Source organism: Streptomyces lateritius (assembly GCF_014649715.1).
GTDB lineage: Bacteria > Actinomycetota > Actinomycetes > Streptomycetales > Streptomycetaceae > Streptomyces > Streptomyces lateritius.
In genome coordinates this window covers 137,473-153,543 of record NZ_BMTO01000016.1, presented here as the reverse complement: position 1 = coordinate 153,543, position 16,071 = coordinate 137,473, and the positions used below count along the sequence as shown (strand labels likewise).

General features: G+C 70.7%; 15 protein-coding genes. 11 read left to right on the top strand and 4 right to left on the bottom strand.

What is annotated here, in order from left to right; translation table 11 throughout:
• Nucleotides 1-3 precede the first annotated feature (3 nt).
• The 6 genes from coaD (at nucleotide 4) to mutM (ending at nucleotide 4,596) form a co-directional block, all read left to right on the top strand.
• Nucleotides 4-495 carry a pantetheine-phosphate adenylyltransferase gene (gene coaD, locus IE136_RS28725; protein ID WP_189601800.1) on the top strand — a complete coding sequence of 164 codons (492 nt, stop codon included), beginning with the start codon at nucleotides 4-6 and terminating at the stop codon, nucleotides 493-495.
• Nucleotides 496-604: 109 nt separating this feature from the next.
• The gene (locus IE136_RS28720) at nucleotides 605-1,705 is read left to right on the top strand and encodes a F0F1 ATP synthase subunit B (protein WP_189601784.1); all 1,101 of its coding nucleotides are present in this window, start codon (nucleotides 605-607) and stop codon (nucleotides 1,703-1,705) included.
• A 70-nt stretch (nucleotides 1,706-1,775) separates the two neighbouring features.
• Entirely contained in the window at nucleotides 1,776-2,495 is a 720-nt protein-coding gene (locus IE136_RS28715) for a YceD family protein (protein ID WP_229819240.1), read from the top strand.
• A 2-nt stretch (nucleotides 2,496-2,497) separates the two neighbouring features.
• Nucleotides 2,498-2,671, top strand: a complete 174-nt coding sequence (gene rpmF, locus IE136_RS28710) for a 50S ribosomal protein L32 (RefSeq protein WP_030496967.1) — start codon at nucleotides 2,498-2,500, stop codon at nucleotides 2,669-2,671.
• A gap of 19 nt (nucleotides 2,672-2,690) precedes the next feature.
• Complete coding sequence (rnc, locus tag IE136_RS28705; RefSeq protein WP_158990911.1) at nucleotides 2,691-3,563, top strand: ribonuclease III; 873 nt, start codon at nucleotides 2,691-2,693, stop codon at nucleotides 3,561-3,563.
• Nucleotides 3,564-3,717: 154 nt separating this feature from the next.
• Complete coding sequence (gene mutM, locus IE136_RS28700) at nucleotides 3,718-4,596, top strand: bifunctional DNA-formamidopyrimidine glycosylase/DNA-(apurinic or apyrimidinic site) lyase (RefSeq protein ID WP_158990914.1); 879 nt, start codon at nucleotides 3,718-3,720, stop codon at nucleotides 4,594-4,596.
• 13 nt (nucleotides 4,597-4,609) lie between these two features.
• Here the strand turns inward: mutM and IE136_RS28695 are convergent, their stop codons facing one another.
• Nucleotides 4,610-4,993, bottom strand: coding sequence for a winged helix-turn-helix transcriptional regulator (locus IE136_RS28695; RefSeq protein WP_162467840.1), 384 nt, complete (start codon nucleotides 4,991-4,993; stop codon nucleotides 4,610-4,612).
• 119 nt (nucleotides 4,994-5,112) lie between these two features.
• Here IE136_RS28695 and IE136_RS28690 point away from each other — a divergent pair, with 119 nt between their 5' ends.
• Entirely contained in the window at nucleotides 5,113-5,697 is a 585-nt protein-coding gene (locus IE136_RS28690) for a flavodoxin family protein (protein WP_158990918.1), read from the top strand.
• 91 nt (nucleotides 5,698-5,788) lie between these two features.
• On the opposite strand, the gene IE136_RS28685 is transcribed toward IE136_RS28690, so the two are convergent.
• Nucleotides 5,789-6,814 (bottom strand): CAP domain-containing protein, encoded by a 1,026-nt coding sequence (locus IE136_RS28685; protein ID WP_189601783.1) that lies wholly within the window; start codon nucleotides 6,812-6,814, stop codon nucleotides 5,789-5,791.
• A gap of 193 nt (nucleotides 6,815-7,007) precedes the next feature.
• Here IE136_RS28685 and IE136_RS28680 point away from each other — a divergent pair, with 193 nt between their 5' ends.
• The 4 genes from IE136_RS28680 to IE136_RS28665 all read left to right on the top strand — a co-directional run bounded on the left by IE136_RS28680 (nucleotide 7,008) and on the right by IE136_RS28665 (nucleotide 13,466).
• Nucleotides 7,008-7,289: an acylphosphatase gene (locus IE136_RS28680; RefSeq protein WP_158990922.1), complete on the top strand. Its 282-nt coding sequence runs from the start codon at nucleotides 7,008-7,010 to the stop codon at nucleotides 7,287-7,289.
• A 395-nt stretch (nucleotides 7,290-7,684) separates the two neighbouring features.
• A complete protein-coding gene (locus IE136_RS28675) occupies nucleotides 7,685-7,900 on the top strand; it encodes a hypothetical protein (protein WP_158990924.1) in 216 nt (71 codons plus the stop codon).
• 204 nt (nucleotides 7,901-8,104) lie between these two features.
• Nucleotides 8,105-11,818, top strand: a complete 3,714-nt coding sequence (locus tag IE136_RS28670) for an SMC hinge domain-related protein (protein ID WP_189601782.1) — start codon at nucleotides 8,105-8,107, stop codon at nucleotides 11,816-11,818.
• A gap of 214 nt (nucleotides 11,819-12,032) precedes the next feature.
• Entirely contained in the window at nucleotides 12,033-13,466 is a 1,434-nt protein-coding gene (locus IE136_RS28665; RefSeq protein ID WP_158990928.1) for a sugar porter family MFS transporter, read from the top strand.
• Between the two features lie 49 nt (nucleotides 13,467-13,515).
• Here the strand turns inward: IE136_RS28665 and IE136_RS28660 are convergent, their stop codons facing one another.
• Both IE136_RS28660 and IE136_RS28655 read right to left on the bottom strand, forming a co-directional pair.
• On the bottom strand, nucleotides 13,516-14,487 hold the full coding sequence (locus IE136_RS28660) for an LLM class flavin-dependent oxidoreductase (RefSeq protein WP_189601781.1): 972 nt from the start codon (nucleotides 14,485-14,487) through the stop codon (nucleotides 13,516-13,518).
• Nucleotides 14,488-14,553: 66 nt separating this feature from the next.
• Nucleotides 14,554-16,017, bottom strand: a complete 1,464-nt coding sequence (locus tag IE136_RS28655) for a cytosine permease (protein WP_189601780.1) — start codon at nucleotides 16,015-16,017, stop codon at nucleotides 14,554-14,556.
• Between the last annotated feature and the right edge of the window lie 54 nt (nucleotides 16,018-16,071).

The window sequence follows — 16,071 nt, the reverse complement described above, 5'->3', positions numbered from 1 at the left end:
AAGTTGCGCCGCGCCGTCTGTCCGGGGTCATTCGACCCCATCACCAACGGACATCTCGACATCATCGCCCGCGCCTCCAAGCTGTACGACGTCGTGCACGTCGCGGTGATGATCAACCAGTCCAAGAAGGGCCTGTTCACCGTCGACGAGCGGATCGAGCTGATCCGCGAGGTGACGGCCGACTTCGGCAACGTGGAGGTCGAGTCCTTCCACGGCCTCCTCGTCGACTTCTGCAAGCAGCGCGACATCCCCGCCATCGTGAAGGGCCTGCGCGCGGTCAGCGACTTCGACTACGAGCTGCAGATGGCACAGATGAACAACGGGCTCTCCGGCGTCGAGACCCTGTTCGTCCCCACCAACCCCACCTACAGCTTCCTGTCGTCCTCCCTGGTCAAGGAGGTCGCCGCCTGGGGCGGCGACGTCTCGCACCTGGTCCCTCCGGCGGTCCTGGGACAGCTCACCGAGCGCCTCGCCCAGCAGCGCGCCCAACAGTGACCGTCGGCCACCTGTCCTGACAGACCGTCACCCGGTGCCGGACGGTGCCGACTGCCCTTACAGTCGTCCCGTCCGTCTCCATCCAGCTGTAGAGAGTGGCGAGCACCCGGTGGACGTGCAGAAGAAGCTCGACGAGATCGTTTCGACGGTCACAAACGCCCGCTCCATGCCCATGTCGGCGTCCTGCGTGGTCAACCGCGCCGAGCTGCTCGCCATGCTCGAAGAGGTACGGGAGGCCCTGCCGGGCTCCCTCGCCCAGGCCCAGGAGCTCCTCGGTGGCCGGGAGCAGATGGTCGAGCAGGCACGGCAGGAGGCCGAGCGGATCATCGAGGCCGCCCACGCGGAGCGCGGCTCGCTGATCTCCGACACCCAGGTCGCCCGCCGGTCCCAGGACGAGGCGGACCGGATCCTCGCCGAGGCCCGCCGCGAGGCCGAGGAGATCCGCGCCGAGGCCGACGACTACGTCGACTCCAAGCTCGCCAACTTCGAGGTCGTCCTCAACAAGACCATCGGCTCCGTCGACCGCGGTCGCGAGAAGCTCCTCGGCCGCGGCCCGGGGCTCGACCAGAACGGGTTCGCGGACGAGGACGCCCCCGAGTACAGCGCGGACCCGCAGACCCTCATCCAGCGGGCCGACGAGTACGTCGACGCCAAGCTGGGCGCGTTCGAGGCCGTCCTCTCCAAGACCCTGGAGGCGGTCGGCCGCGGCCGGCAGAAGCTGCACGGGCGCACCACCAGCGACGCCCTCGGCGAGCACATGGCGGCCCAGGGCGCGGCCGGCGGCGGCGCGGTGCACACCAGCGACGCGGACTACCTGGCCGGGCTCGCGGAGCTGGCCGACCCTGAGCCGGTGCGCCAGGCCCCGCAGCACGCCCCGCAGATCCCGGCGCAGCAGCCGGACCCGTACGCCGCCTACCAACAGCCCCAGACCCAGGACGCGTACGGCTACCAGCACCAGGACCCGTACGCGTACCAGCAGCCCCAGGCGGCCGACCCGTACTCCGTCGCAGGCACCGGCTCCACGGGAGCGGCGTACGCCGCTCCCTACGACGCGCAGCAGTACGGTTACGAGCAGCAGCCGCAGGCCCCGCAGCCCCACGTTCAGCAGCCGCAGGTCGCCGCCCTGGACGAGACCAGCTTCTTCGACACGAGCATGATCGACCTGGAGCAGCTGCGGCGGTACGAGCAGGGGCACGGTCAGGCGCACTGAGCCGGCCTCGGCCAAGGCCGGATTGGGCCCTGAGCGAAGCGTCCAGTATCCTGGCTCTTCGGTCGCGCGTATGTCCGCGATCCACGCTGCCCGCTTCGTCTCTCGATTCGAACACGGCAGCCCCTCTCTCGATCCGAAAGCAGGAAGAACCCTGAGCACGCGCCTCGACCACCGCAACCCCCTCGTGTTCGACACACACGAGCTGGGGCGGCGTCCTGGTGCCCTGCAGCGGCTCTCCCGCTCGGTATCGGCCCCCGCGGACCTCGGTGTCGTAGGGGTCGTCGGTGTGCCGGAAGGCGCGCCCGTGGAGATTGATCTCCGTCTCGAGTCGGTCATGGAAGGGGTGCTTGTCACAGGCACCGCCCGTGCATCGGCCGAGGGGGAGTGCGTAAGGTGTCTGGAGCCCGTCGAGCTCGAGCTCGACGTGGATTTCCAGGAGATGTTCTCGTACCCCGACTCCGACGACCGGGGCCGCTCCAAGGCGGTCGCGGACGACGAAGCCGAGGACGACGAGGACATGATCCCCCTCGAGGACGGCATGTTCGACCTCGAACCCGTGCTGCGTGATGCGGTGGTGCTCGCACTGCCGATGCAGCCGGTGTGCCGGGAGGACTGTGCGGGTCTGTGTTCCGAATGCGGAACCAACCTGAACGACCACCCGGACCACCACCATGACGCCGTCGACATGCGTTGGGCGGCACTGCAGGGACTCGCCGGTTCGCTGGGAACCGATGAGAAGGACAACATGAGCGGCGCCGAAGCGGGCGTCGACGAGAAGCAGGAGAAGTAGCCGTGGCTGTTCCGAAGCGGAAGATGTCGCGCAGCAACACGCGCCACCGCCGGTCGCAGTGGAAGGCTGCGGTCCCCACCCTGGTTTCGTGTGAGCGTTGCCAGGAGCCGAAGCAGCAGCACATCGCGTGCCCGAGCTGCGGCACCTACAACAAGCGCCAGGTCCTCTCGGTCTGAGTGGCTGGTGAGAGGCGCAATGTCTGAGTCCCCCAAGACGGACAACAAGACGGACAATGCCTCGTCCCACACGCTTCTGGAAGGGCGGCTCGGGTATCAGCTCGAGTCCGCCCTTCTGGTGCGTGCGCTGACGCATCGCTCGTACGCGTACGAGAACGGCGGCCTGCCCACCAACGAGCGGCTGGAGTTCCTCGGGGACTCCGTGCTCGGCCTGGTGGTCACGGACACGCTGTACCGCACCCACCCCGACCTGCCGGAAGGCCAGCTGGCCAAACTGCGGGCCGCGGTGGTCAACTCGCGTGCGCTGGCGGAGGTCGGCCGCGGCCTCGAACTCGGCTCCTTCATCCGGCTCGGCCGGGGCGAAGAGGGCACGGGCGGCCGGGACAAGGCTTCCATCCTCGCCGACACCCTGGAAGCGGTGATCGGTGCGGTCTATCTCGACCAGGGCCTCGACGCGGCATCGGAGCTGGTGCACCGGCTCTTCGACCCGCTGATCGAGAAGTCCTCGAACCTCGGTGCAGGACTGGACTGGAAGACCAGCCTCCAGGAGCTCACCGCGGCCGAGGGTCTGGGCGTCCCGGAGTACCTCGTCTCCGAGACGGGACCGGACCACGAGAAGACCTTCACCGCTGCCGCCCGCGTCGGTGGTGTCTCGTACGGCACCGGCACCGGCCGCAGCAAGAAGGAAGCGGAGCAGCAGGCCGCCGAGTCCGCGTGGCGTGCGATCCGCGCGGCGGCGGACGAGCGCCTGGCGGCGGCGGAGGCCGCCGCGGCAGCGGGAACGGAAGAGGTCGCCGACATCTCTTCCACCACGGACGAGTCCCCGGACTCCTCCGTCGACCGGTCGACGGACCGGCCCACGGACCATCCCGCGGACCAGGCTTCGGCCTGACGCCCACCGTTTCCCGACGACCCCGCCCCGCCGGCCCGCCAGGGCCGGGGGCGGGGTCGTCGCCTTTCCCCGGGGCTTCCCGGGCTTCCCCGACCGGGCGATAGGCTTCGAAGGTCGTTCGAAGGTCGTTCCCCTACCCCCGCGGAGGCGTCCCGTGCCCGAGTTGCCCGAGGTCGAGGTCGTACGGCGCGGTCTTGAGCGCTGGGTCGACGGGCGGACCGTGGGCGAGGTCGAGGTGCTCCACCCGCGCGCCGTCCGCAGGCATCCGGCCGGCGGCGCGGACTTCGCCGCCCGGCTCACGGGGCACCGTCTGGGAACCGCCCGGCGGCGCGGCAAGTACCTCTGGATCCCGCTCGCGGACTCCGGCTTCTCCGTCCTCGGGCACCTCGGCATGAGCGGCCAGCTGCTCGTCCAGCCCGAGAACGCCCCGGACGAGAAGCATCTGCGCATCCGCGTCCGGTTCGACGACGCCCTCGGCACGGAGCTGCGCTTCGTCGACCAGCGCACCTTCGGCGGGCTCTCGTTGCACGACAACACCCCCGACGGTCTGCCCGACGTCATCGCGCACATCGCGCGCGACCCGCTGGACCCGGAGTTCGACGACGCCGCCTTCCAGGCGGCCCTGCGCCTGCGCCGTACGACCGTCAAGCGGGCCCTGCTCGACCAGTCGCTCATCAGCGGGGTCGGCAACATCTACGCCGACGAGGCGCTGTGGCGCGCCCGACTGCACTACGACCGCCCCACCGCGAGCCTCACCCGGCCGCGCTCCGCCGAACTCCTCGGCCATGTACGGGACGTCATGAACGCGGCCCTCGCCGCCGGCGGGACCAGCTTCGACAGCCTCTACGTCAACGTGAACGGCGAGTCCGGCTATTTCGACCGTTCCCTGGACGCCTACGGGCGCGAGGACGAGCCGTGCCGCCGCTGCGGTACGCCGATGCGCCGCCGCCCCTGGATGAACAGGTCCAGCTACTTCTGCCCGCGCTGCCAGCGACCGCCGCGCGCCGCGGCCCCGGTCGGCGTCCGGGTCTGACGGCGTCCGCCCGTCAGGGTGCGGCGGGGGTGCGCTCGGCGTCGTAGTTCCCGCGCGCCGCCAGCACCTGCGGCATCCGGCCCTCGACCAGGTCGATCAGGCCACGCAGCTGCTCCGCGATCTCGCGTCCCAGGGGTGTCAGCCGGTAGTCGACGCGCGGCGGATTGGTCGGCTGCGCCTCGCGGTGGACGAGCCCGTCGCGCTCCAGCGCGTGCAGCGTCTGCGACAGCATCTTCTCGCTGACGCCGTCGACCCTGCGGCGCAGCTCGTTGAAGCGGAACGAGCCCTCGTACAGCGCCCCCAGGGTGAGCGAGCCCCAGCGGCCCGTCACATGCTCCAGCGTCTCGCGCGAAGCGCAGGCACGGGCGAACACGTCGAACACGAGGTCGTCATTCATGACCTCTACCATACGCGTACGCAGCGCTGACTGTCAGGGTGCGCAATATCGCAGGTTGCGCTAACCAGAAGTTAGTGCTCTACTTCTTGTCGTTCCGCTTGCCGATGAGGAGCCCCACCATGACCACGCCCGTCGTCTCCATCGCCTACCACTCGGGCTTCGGCCACACCGCCGTCGTCGCCGACGCCGTCCGCGCCGGTGCGGCCGAGGCCGGCGCCACCGTGCACCTGATCAAGGTCGACGAGATCACCGACGCCCAGTGGGAGCTGCTCGACGCCTCCGACGCGATCGTCTTCGGTTCGCCCACCTACATGGGCACCGCCTCCGGCGCGTTCCACACGTTCGCCGAGGAGACCTCGAAGCGCTGGTTCACCGACGCCTGGATCGACAAGCTGGCCGCCGGATTCACCAACTCCGCATCCAAGAGCGGCGACAAGCTGCACACGCTGCAGTTCTTCCAGACCCTCGCCGCCCAGCACGGCATGACGTGGGTGAACCTCGGCCTGAAGCCGGGCTGGAACACCACCGAGGCCTCCGAGAACGACATCAACCGCCTCGGCTTCTTCTCCGGTGCCGCCGCCCAGACCCACAACGACCTGGGCCCGGAGGGCGTCCACAAGGCCGACCTCGCAACCGCCGAACACCTCGGCCGCCGCGTCGCCGAGACGGCCCGCACCTTCGTGACCGGCAGGTCCGCCGCCTGATCCCGCCGACACGGCGACTCACAGCGAAGGGCCCCGTCACCGACCGGTGACGGGGCCCTTCGCTGTGTCCTCGCGGCTCGGTCCGTACGGCTCAGAAGCCGAAGTCCTGGGTCCACCACGGGCCGCCGGCGGCGAAGTGGACGCCGACGCCCATGGTCCGGTAGTCGCAGTTCAGGATGTTCGCGCGGTGGCCGTCGCTGTTCATCCACGAGGCCATCACGGCCGCGGCGTCCACTTGGCCGCGGGCGATGTTCTCGCCGGCCATGCCCGATATGCCCGCCCGGGCGGCGCGCTCCCACGGGGTGGCCCCGTCGGGGTCCGTGTGGTCGAAGAAACCGCGCCGGGCCATGTCCTCGCTGAAGGCGTCGGCGAGGGCCGCGAGCCGGGCGTCGGAGTTGACCGGGGTGCAGCCGACCTTGGCCCGCTCCACGTTGACCAGGCGGACGACCTCCGCCTCGGCGGCCGCGTCGCGGGAGACCGTCGGTGTGGACGGGGGTCGCACGACGGGCTTCTCGGTCGTCGGGGCCGGCTTGGGCTTCGGCGGCTTGGGCTTCGGCGGCGTCGGCTTGGGCGGGGCCGGCTTGGGCGGCGTCGGCTCAGGGGTGGCCGTGCGGGTGCGTGCCGGCGTGGGCTTCGGGGCCGCCGGCTTCTTCGGTGTGACCGTCGCGGCCGTCTTCGACGGCTTCGGCGCGGGGGTCTTCGCCGGGGTCTTGGCCGGGGCCTTCGACGGGGTCGCGGAAGGGGAGGGGGTGGCGGAGGGCGAGGACGTCCTGGCGGAGCCCTCGGCCGGGGTCGAGGACCCCGGCGCCGGGTTCGAGGACCCGTTCGTCGGGGTCGCCGAGGATCCACCCTGTGTCGTCAGCTCCGGGGCCTGCCGGGACTGGGTCTGCCGCTGCTTCTCCGAGCCTGCGCTGCCGACCGTGGAGGTGTCCCCGCCGGGAAGCAGGCCCGCGGCGACGGCGACCGCGCCGACCGCCACGGCGGCCGAGGCGCCGAGCAGACCGGTGCGCACCGGCATGCCCCGCTTCTTGCTGCGGGCACCCGGGTGCCGGCGGTCCGAACCGGCCGCGTACTCTTCTGCGGCGGGCGCGGCGCCGGAGCGACGATGGCGTCCCATTGCTCTGCCTTCCTGACGACCTGTTTGCTGATCTTTGCTTCTGTGGAGACTGCGACGGGCCCGTGTCACCTCCGTGACGCGGTCCGTCTCCCGGGGCGCGTCCGAACGGGTGAGGCTCGTCCGGTCGGGACTGTACGCCATGACGCGCGGGGCTGGTGTGCTCCTCGGGCAATCGGACCGTTAGCGTGCAGCCATGAACGAAGACGTACGGCTGACCGCCTGGGTGCGCGGCCGAGTACAGGGAGTGGGCTTCCGCTGGTTCACCAGGGCAAACGCGCTGGAGATCGGAGGCCTCGTCGGCTTCGCCCTCAACCTCGACGACGGACGGGTCCAGGTCGTGGCCGAGGGGCCGAGTGAGAATTGCCACCGTCTCCTCGACTGGCTCCGGTCCGACGACACTCCCGGGCGCGTAGACGGCGTCACTGAGATCTGGGACACCCCGCGCGGCGGGTACGACGGCTTCGCGATCCGCTGACGATCTTGCCGACAGGGCTCCGCCCACTGGTCCCCGGAGCCCTCCGGGCGGACGTTCGAAGAAGCCCAGCTGAAGTGGGAACGACCTGGTGGTTACCGAGAAGGTCTTGCCTTGCGAGGCGTGGCGCGCAAGGATGATCTCCATAGCCCCCGAGGCACCGTGTCGAGAGGCGCCGTCGGCCGTTCCGCCGACCGCAGCCCCCCGGTCGCCCCTGGATACGGGGCGTGATCGTGTTGACCGTCAAACTTTTTGGTGAGACTCTGGAAGCCCCGCGCACCTTAGCTGTTTGGCAGTAAATCCGGCACGACAAGATGTACTGCCGAGCACCGCGGGTGCGAAATCCCTCACGACCCACACCGCTTCGGTCGGTCACTCAGTGTGGAGGACCATCCATCATGGCAAAGGCGCTTCTCGGTTACGTCGGCGGCTCCGACCCGCGACTCCTCGCCGAGATGCGACGGCTTCAGCAGCGCGTCCAGGACCTCGAGTCCGAGCTTGTACGGATTCAGTCCGAGAACGACGCGCTCAACGCCGCCGCCGCTCAGCACGGAGAGTCGCTGCTGAACAGCATTGACCTCGACGTTCCCCAGGCGGAGCCTGCGCTCACCTGACGCCTCAGCCCACAGGGCCAGGTGAGAAACACTCTCGCCAGCACAGCGGGACATTGCAAGGGACGCTTCGGCGTCCCTTCTCTCTTGAGCCCCGTCGAGCTCCCGGGCGCCTCGCCCTGTGCCCCCCGTCCGTCCAGCCTTGCTGGAGGGTCTGCCCTGCGCCTTCATGGGTGAAACGCACGCGCCCCGGTAGAGTCAGGATGCGTGCATCTCAAGGCCCTGACCCTCCGCGGTTTCAAATCGTTCGCCTCCGCCACCACGCTGCGGTTCGAACCCGGAATCACCTGCGTCGTGGGCCCCAACGGATCGGGCAAGTCGAACGTCGTGGACGCGCTCTCCTGGGTCATGGGGGAGCAGGGTGCCAAGTCGCTGCGCGGCGGCAAGATGGAGGACGTCATCTTCGCCGGCACGACCGGCCGGCCGCCGCTCGGCCGCGCCGAGGTCTCGCTCACCATCGACAACTCCGACGGCGCGCTGCCCATCGACTACGCCGAGGTCACGATCACCCGGATCATGTTCCGGGGCGGCAGCAGCGAGTACCAGATCAACGGCGACACCTGCCGGCTCCTGGACATCCAGGACCTGCTCTCCGACTCCGGCATCGGCCGCGAGATGCACGTCATCGTCGGCCAGGGTCAGCTCGACTCCGTCTTGCACGCCGACCCGATGGGCCGCCGCGCCTTCATCGAGGAGGCGGCCGGCGTCCTCAAGCACCGCAAGCGCAAGGAGAAGGCGCTGCGGAAGCTGGACGCGATGCAGGCCAACCTCGCGCGCGTGCAGGACCTCACCGACGAACTGCGGCGGCAGCTCAAACCGCTCGGCCGGCAGGCCGCGGTCGCCCGCCGGGCCGCCGTCATCCAGGCCGACCTGCGCGACGCCCGTCTGCGGCTCCTCTCCGACGATCTCGTAAGACTCCAGGAGGCGCTGGAGGCCGAGGTCGCCGACGAGGCCGCCCTCAAGGAGCGCAAGGAGAGCACCGAGCGCGAGCTGAAGGCGGCGCTGGCGACGGAGGCGGACCTGGAGGACGAGGTGCGCCGCCTCGCCCCGCGACTCCAGCTCGGACAGCAGACCTGGTACGAACTCTCCCAGCTCGCCGAGCGCGTGCGGGGCACCGTCTCGCTGGCCGACGCGCGCGTGAAGAGCGCGACCGCCCAGCCACCCGAGGAGCGTCGCGGACGCGATCCGGAGGACATGGAACGCGAGGCCGCCCGTATCCGCGAGCAGGAGGCGGAGCTCGCGGCCGCGCTGGAGGCCGCCGAGCGGGCCCTGGAGGACACGGTCGCCCACCGCGCCGACCTGGAACGCGAGCTGGCGGCCGAGGAACGCAGGCTCAAGGACGTGGCCCGCGCCATCGCCGACCGGCGCGAGGGGCTCGCCCGGCTCCACGGCCAGGTCAACGCGGCCCGTTCGCGCGCAGCGTCCGCCCAGGCCGAGATCGACCGCCTCGCCGCCGCCAGGGACGAGGCCCGGGAACGGGCGGTCGCCGCGCAGGAGGAGTACGAACAGCTCAAGGCCGAGGTCGACGGGCTCGAAGCGGACGACACGGAGCTGGGGGAGCGGTACGAAGCCGCCCGCCGGGACCTCGCCCAGGCGGAGGCCGCGTTCACGGCCGCCCGCGAGTCCGCCACCGAGGCCGACCGCCGCCGGGCCGCGACCCGGGCCCGGCACGAGGCGCTCTCCCTGGGCCTGCGCCGCAAGGACGGTACGGGCGCGCTGCTCGGTGCGCGCGACAGCCTGGGCGGACTGCTCGGTCCTGCCGCGGAGCTGCTCACGGTCACCCCCGGGTGCGAGATCCCCCTCGCCGCCGCCCTCGGCGCGGCGGCGGACGCCCTCGCCGTCTCCGGCCCCGCCTCGGCGGTCGAGGCCCTGCGCCTGCTGCGCAAGCAGGACGCGGGCCGCGCGGCGCTGCTCCTGACGGGAGCGGAGGCGTACGGGCCCGCCGCCACGATGGGCCCGGAGGCGGGGCCCTCTCCGTCGCCGCAGGCGACCGCGGCCGCCGAGCCCCGGACACCCGCCTCCCGCACGGACGGGCCCGCGCCGGACGCCGCGTCGGCCGCGGGCCGAGCCACCCTGCCCGCCCACGGGCCCGCGCCCTCCCCGAGTCCTGCGGCGCACCCGTACCCGCACGCCGTCTCCCTGGTCCGCGGACCCGACGCACTCATGGGCGCCGTACGCCGGCTGCTCGACGGGATCGTCGTCGTCGGGACGCTGGAGGAGGCCGAGGAACTGGTCCGCGCGCACCCGCACCTCACCGCCGTGACCGCCGAAGGCGACCTGCTCGGAGCGCACTTCGCCCACGGAGGCTCCGCCGGGGCGCCCAGCCTCCTGGAGGTGCAGGCCTCCGTCGACGAAGCCGCGGCCGAGCTGGAGGAGCTGGCCGTACGGTGCGAGGAGCTGGCCGCCGCCCAGCGGGAGGCCACCGAACGCCGTCGCGCCGCCGCCGCGCTCGTCGAGGAGCTGGCCGAGCGCCGCCGGGCCGCGGACCGGGAGAAGTCGGCCGTCGCCAAGGAGTTCGGCCGGCTCGCGGGGCAGGCGCGGGGAGCCGCCGGCGAGGCCGAGCGGACCGCCGCGGCCGTCGCCCGCGCCGAGGAGGCGCTGGAGAAGGCGCTGTACGAGGCCGAGGAGCTGACCGAGCGACTGCTCGTGGCCGAGGAGACCCCGGCGGAGGAGGAGCCGGACACCTCCGTCCGTGACCGGCTCGCCGCCGACGGCGCCAACGCCCGCCAGACCGAGATGGAGGCCCGGCTCCAGCTCCGTACCCACGAGGAACGCGTCAAGGGCCTCGCCGGCCGCGCCGACTCCCTCGACCGGGCCGCCCGCGCCGAACGCGAGGCACGCGCGCGTGCCGAGCAGCGCCGCGCCCGGATGCGCCACGAGGCCGAGGTCGCCACCGCCGTCGCCGCCGGAGCGCGCGGGCTCCTGGCCCACATCGAGGTGTCCCTGGTCCGGGCCGAACGGGAGCGCGCGCTCGCGGAAGCCGCCAAGAACGCCCGCGAGCAGGGGCTGGCCGCCGCGCGCGGCCGGGGCCGCGAACTGAAGGCCGAGCTCGACAAACTCACCGACTCCGTCCACCGGGGCGAGGTCCTCGGCGCGGAGAAGCGCCTGCGGATCGAGCAGCTGGAGACCAGGGCCCTGGAGGAGCTGGGGGTCGAGCCGGCCGGTCTCGTCTCCGAGTACGGCCCCCATCAGCTCGTACCGCCGTCACCGCCCGCCGAGGGAGAGGAGCTCCCGGAGGATCCGGAGCACCCGCGCAACCAGCCCCGGCCCTTCGTACGGGCGGAGCAGGAGAAACGGCTCAAAACCGCCGAACGGGCATATCAGCAGCTCGGAAAGGTGAATCCGCTCGCCCTCGAGGAGTTCGCGGCGCTGGAGGAGCGCCATCAGTTCCTGTCCGAGCAGCTTGAGGACCTGAAGAAGACGAGGGCCGACCTCCTCCAGGTGGTGAAGGAGGTCGACGTACGCGTCGAGCAGGTCTTCACGGAGGCGTACCGGGACACCGCCCGTGAGTTCCAGGGCGTCTTCTCGCGCCTCTTCCCCGGCGGCGAGGGGCGGCTCATCCTGACCGACCCCGACAACATGCTCACCACCGGCGTCGACGTGGAGGCCCGCCCGCCGGGCAAGAAGGTCAAGCGGCTCTCGCTGCTCTCCGGCGGCGAGCGTTCGCTGACCGCCGTCGCGCTCCTCGTCTCCATCTTCAAGGCCCGCCCCAGCCCGTTCTACGTGATGGACGAGGTGGAGGCGGCCCTCGACGACACCAACCTCCAGCGGCTGATCCGGATCATGCAGGAGCTGCAGGAATCCTCGCAGCTCATCGTCATCACGCACCAGAAGCGGACGATGGAGGTCGCGGACGCGCTCTACGGCGTTTCCATGCAGGGCGACGGGGTATCCAAGGTCATCGGCCAACGCCTGCGGTAGGCGGCTCTTGCCGACGATGTTCAAAGCTTGAACGCAAGGTCCTTTGCCGTCTCCTGAGATTCACGGGAGCCCGCCTCTTGACTTCGAAACTTGAACGAATAGTCTCTGCAACGTTGCTTTTACCTTCAAGTGGTGGGCGGCGTGAAGTTGTGCGCCACTGGAAGGGCTCGCCCCCCACGCACCGGCGACGCTGCCGGAGCCTCCAGGAGTCCATGTGACCAGCACCGCGCAGGCGCCCACGCCGCCGCCTTCCGAAGGCCGAGCCGCCCACCCGGACCACCTCGGCCACGTCATCTTCATCACGGCGTCCGCCGCGATGGGCGGTTTCCTCTTCGGCTACGACAGCTCCGTCATCAACGGCGCCGTCGAGGCTATCCGGGACCGCTACGACATCGGCTCGGGCACGCTGGCCCAGGTCATCGCCATCGCCCTGATCGGCTGCGCCATCGGTGCCGCGACCGCCGGCCGGATGGCCGACAAGATCGGTCGCATCCGCTGCATGCAGATCGCCGCCGTGCTGTTCTCCATCAGCGCCGTCGGCTCGGCCCTGCCCTTCGCGCTCTGGGACCTCGCCCTCTGGCGGATCGTCGGCGGCTTCGCCATCGGCATGGCGTCGGTCATCGGCCCCGCGTACATCGCGGAGGTCGCCCCCGCCGCCTACCGGGGCCGCCTCGGCTCCTTCCAGCAGGCCGCCATCGTCATCGGCATCGCCATCTCCCAGCTGGTCAACTACGGCATCCTGCAGCTCGCCGACGGCGACCAGCGCGGTGAGATCGGCGGCCTCGAAGCCTGGCAGTGGATGCTCGGCGTGATGGTGGTCCCCGCCCTGCTCTACGGTCTGCTCTCCTTCGCGATCCCCGAGTCCCCGCGCTTTTTGATCTCAGTCGGCAAGGTCGACAAGGCCAAGGAGGTCCTCGCCGAGGTCGAGGGCCACAGCGTCGACCTCGACCACCGCGTCGCCGAGATCGAGCAGGCCATGCGGCGCGAGCACAAGTCCACCTTCCGGGACCTGCTCGTCGCCGGGGGACGCTTCAAGCTGCTCCCCATCGTCTGGGTCGGCATCGGACTCTCGGTCTTCCAGCAGCTCGTCGGCATCAACGTCGCCTTCTACTACTCCGCGACGCTCTGGCAGTCGGTCGGCATCGACCCGTCCAGCTCGTTCTTCTACTCGTTCACCACGTCGATCATCAACATCGTCGGCACCGTGATCGCGATGGTCCTGGTCGACCGGGTCGGCCGCAAGCCGCTCGCGCTCGTCGGCTCCGTCGGCATGGCCGTCGCCCTCGCCTTCGAGGCCTGGGCGTTCTCCGCCGACCTCGTCGACGGCAAGCTGCCCGAGACCCAGGGCGTCGTGGCGCTCGTCGCCGCCCACGTCTTCGTGCTCTTCTTCGCCCTCTCCTGGGGCGTGGTGGTCTGGGTCTTCCTCGGTGAGATGTTCCCCAACCGGATCCGCGCCGCCGCCCTCGGTGTCGCCGCCTCCGCCCAGTGGATCGCCAACTGGGCCATCACCGCGAGCTTCCCGTCCCTCGCGGACTGGAACCTCTCCGGCACCTACGTGATCTACACGATCTTCGCCGTGCTCTCCGTCCCCTTCGTGCTCAAGTACGTCAAGGAGACCAAGGGCAAGGCGTTGGAGGAGATGGGCTAATCCCCGCTGCCCCTCTCCTCGACCACGAGAACTGCCCCGGCTCAGGCACCTACGCCCCGAGCCGGGGCAGTACGTCTTCCCCGAACAGCCGCAGACCGCGCCAGGCCTCCTCCACCGGCATCCCGCCGCAGAGCGGATGCAGCACCAGACTCTCCAGGCCGAGCGCGAGACACTCCCGCGGCGTGACGATCCGGTACACCCCCTCGGCGCGCAGTTCCGCCACCGTCGTCGCGGTCGAGCGCACCGCCGAGCGGATGTCCTTCGACTGCCAGGAGGCGTACGTCCGCGCCTCGTGCAGGAAGTGCTCCCCGTACAGCTCCCAGGACCGGTCCGGATCCTCCGAGAGGTGCAGCAGCGGTGTCTCCTTCGCCGGCATCATCGTCCAGCCCTCGGTGCCGTACTGCGCGCACCGCTCCCGGTAGTACGTCTCCAGCTCCGGCAGGTGCGCGCTCGGGAAGAACGGCAGACCCAGCCGGGCCGCCCGCCGCGCCGCCGCCTTCGAGGACCCGCCCACGAGCAGGAGCGGATGCGGCTGTGTGAAGGGCCGCGGAGTGACCCGTACCGTACGGCCCTGATACGTGAAGGGCTCGCCGGACCAAGCCGTCAGCAGCGTCTCCAGGAGGACGTCCTGCAGCCGGCCGCGCCGGCCCCAGTCGACCCCGCGCTCCTCGTACTCCTCCGGCCGGTAGCCGATCCCCGCCACCGTCACCAGACGGCCCCCGCTCAGCAGGTCGAGGACCGCGATCTCCTCGGCGAGCCGCAGCGGGTCGTGCAGCGGTCCGATGATCGCGGAGACGGTCACGGCGATCCTCTTCGTCGCGCCGAAGACCGCGCCCGCGAAGGCGAAGGGGGAGGGGAGCCAGTTGTTCACGGCCCCGTGGTGCTCCTCGGTCTGGACCGTGTCGATCCCGTGCTCGTCGGCGTAGGCGGCCATGGCGAGGGCGGCGCGGTAGCGCTCCGACAGGGAATCGGGGGTGGCGCGGGGATCGATGAGATTGAACCGTACGACTGTGAAGGGCATGGGAAGTCCCCCTCCGCGGGCGGGCGGGCCTGAGACCGACGAAGGGGGACGTTATCTGACGTTGCGTCAGATGGAAACGGCCGAGACGGTCTCGCGGTCCTCGACGGACCGGGCCGGCGCCCGCGCCGCGTTCCGCGGCAGCACGGCGTACAGCACCGCCGCCACCACGATCGTCGCCGCCCAGCCGAGTCCGTTCTCACCGATCCAGGAGGAGGCCAGCGGACCGGAGAACCAGTCGACCTTGGTGAACAGCAGACCCCCGACCAGCGCCACGGCCCAGGCCGTCATCGCCTGCCAGGCGAAACCGCCCCGGTACCAGTAGGCGCTCGTCCGCGTGGTGTCCATCAGCGCCACCCCGTCGTACGACCGGCGGCGCAGCATGTCGACGCCGAAGACGCCGATCCACGCCGAGAAGGCCACCGCGAGCAGCGTCAGGAAGGAGATGAACGAGCCGATGAAGCTGGTCGCCACCACCATCAGCAGGAAGCCGAAGACCAGGCTGATCGCGGCGTTCACGCTCACCGCCGCCGCCCGCGACACCTTGATGCCGAGCGTCTGCGCGGTGAACCCGGCCGAGTACATCGACATCGAGTTGATCAGCAGCATGCCGATCAGCGCGATGAGCAGGTACGGGACGGAGATCCAGGCCGGCAGCAGCTCACCGATGAAGGACACCGGGTCCTGCGCCGAGGCCAGACCGGGCGTCGCCACCGCCATGACCGCGCCCATCAGCACCATCGGCAGCACGACGATCCCCGCGCCGCCGATCGTGGAGCCGACCATCGCCGTGGAGGAGGCGGTACGGGGGAGGTAGCGGGTGAAGTCGGGGCCCGAGGGGACCCAGCTGATGCCGCCCGCCGCGATGGTGCCGATGCCCGCGATCATCATCGCCGTCGAACCGGCCGGCTTGTCGAAGACCGCCGACCAGTCCGTGTTCGCGATCAGGTGGACCAGCACGAGGACGGAGAAGGCGCCGAAGAGGTACGTCGACCACTTGCTGCAGACCCGTAGCGCGTTGATGCCGAGCCCGGAGACGAGGAAGGTGCAGGCGACGAAGAGCAGCAGCGTGACGACGATCAGCGCGGTGTTCGACTCGACGCCGAAGAGCAGGTCGAGGACGGTCAGCACGGCATAGGCGCCGGTGACCGCGTTGATGGTCTCCCACCCCCAGCGCGCCACCCAGATCAGCGAGCCGGGCAAAAGGTTTCCGCGCTGTCCGAACACGGCCCGCGACAGCGCCATGCCCGGCGAACCGCCGCGCTTCCCGGCGATGGATATCAGGCCGACGATCCCGTACGACAGGACCGGCGCGGCCGTCGCGACCACCAGGACCTGCCAGAAGTTCAGGCCGTTGAAGACGATCAGTCCGGCGCCCATCGTGAGAAGGAGCACACTGATGTTGGCCGCGACCCAGGTCGGGAACAGCTCGCGTACGTGCCCGGTGCGCTCGGCGTCGGGGACGGGTTCGAGGCCACGGGTCTCGACGGCGCTTTCGGACATCGCGCCCTCGGGGTCGGAGGCATGAGACATGGGTGAGCTCCGGGCAGAGGTGTGGGGAATGCCCACATCGTACATTTCGGCCCG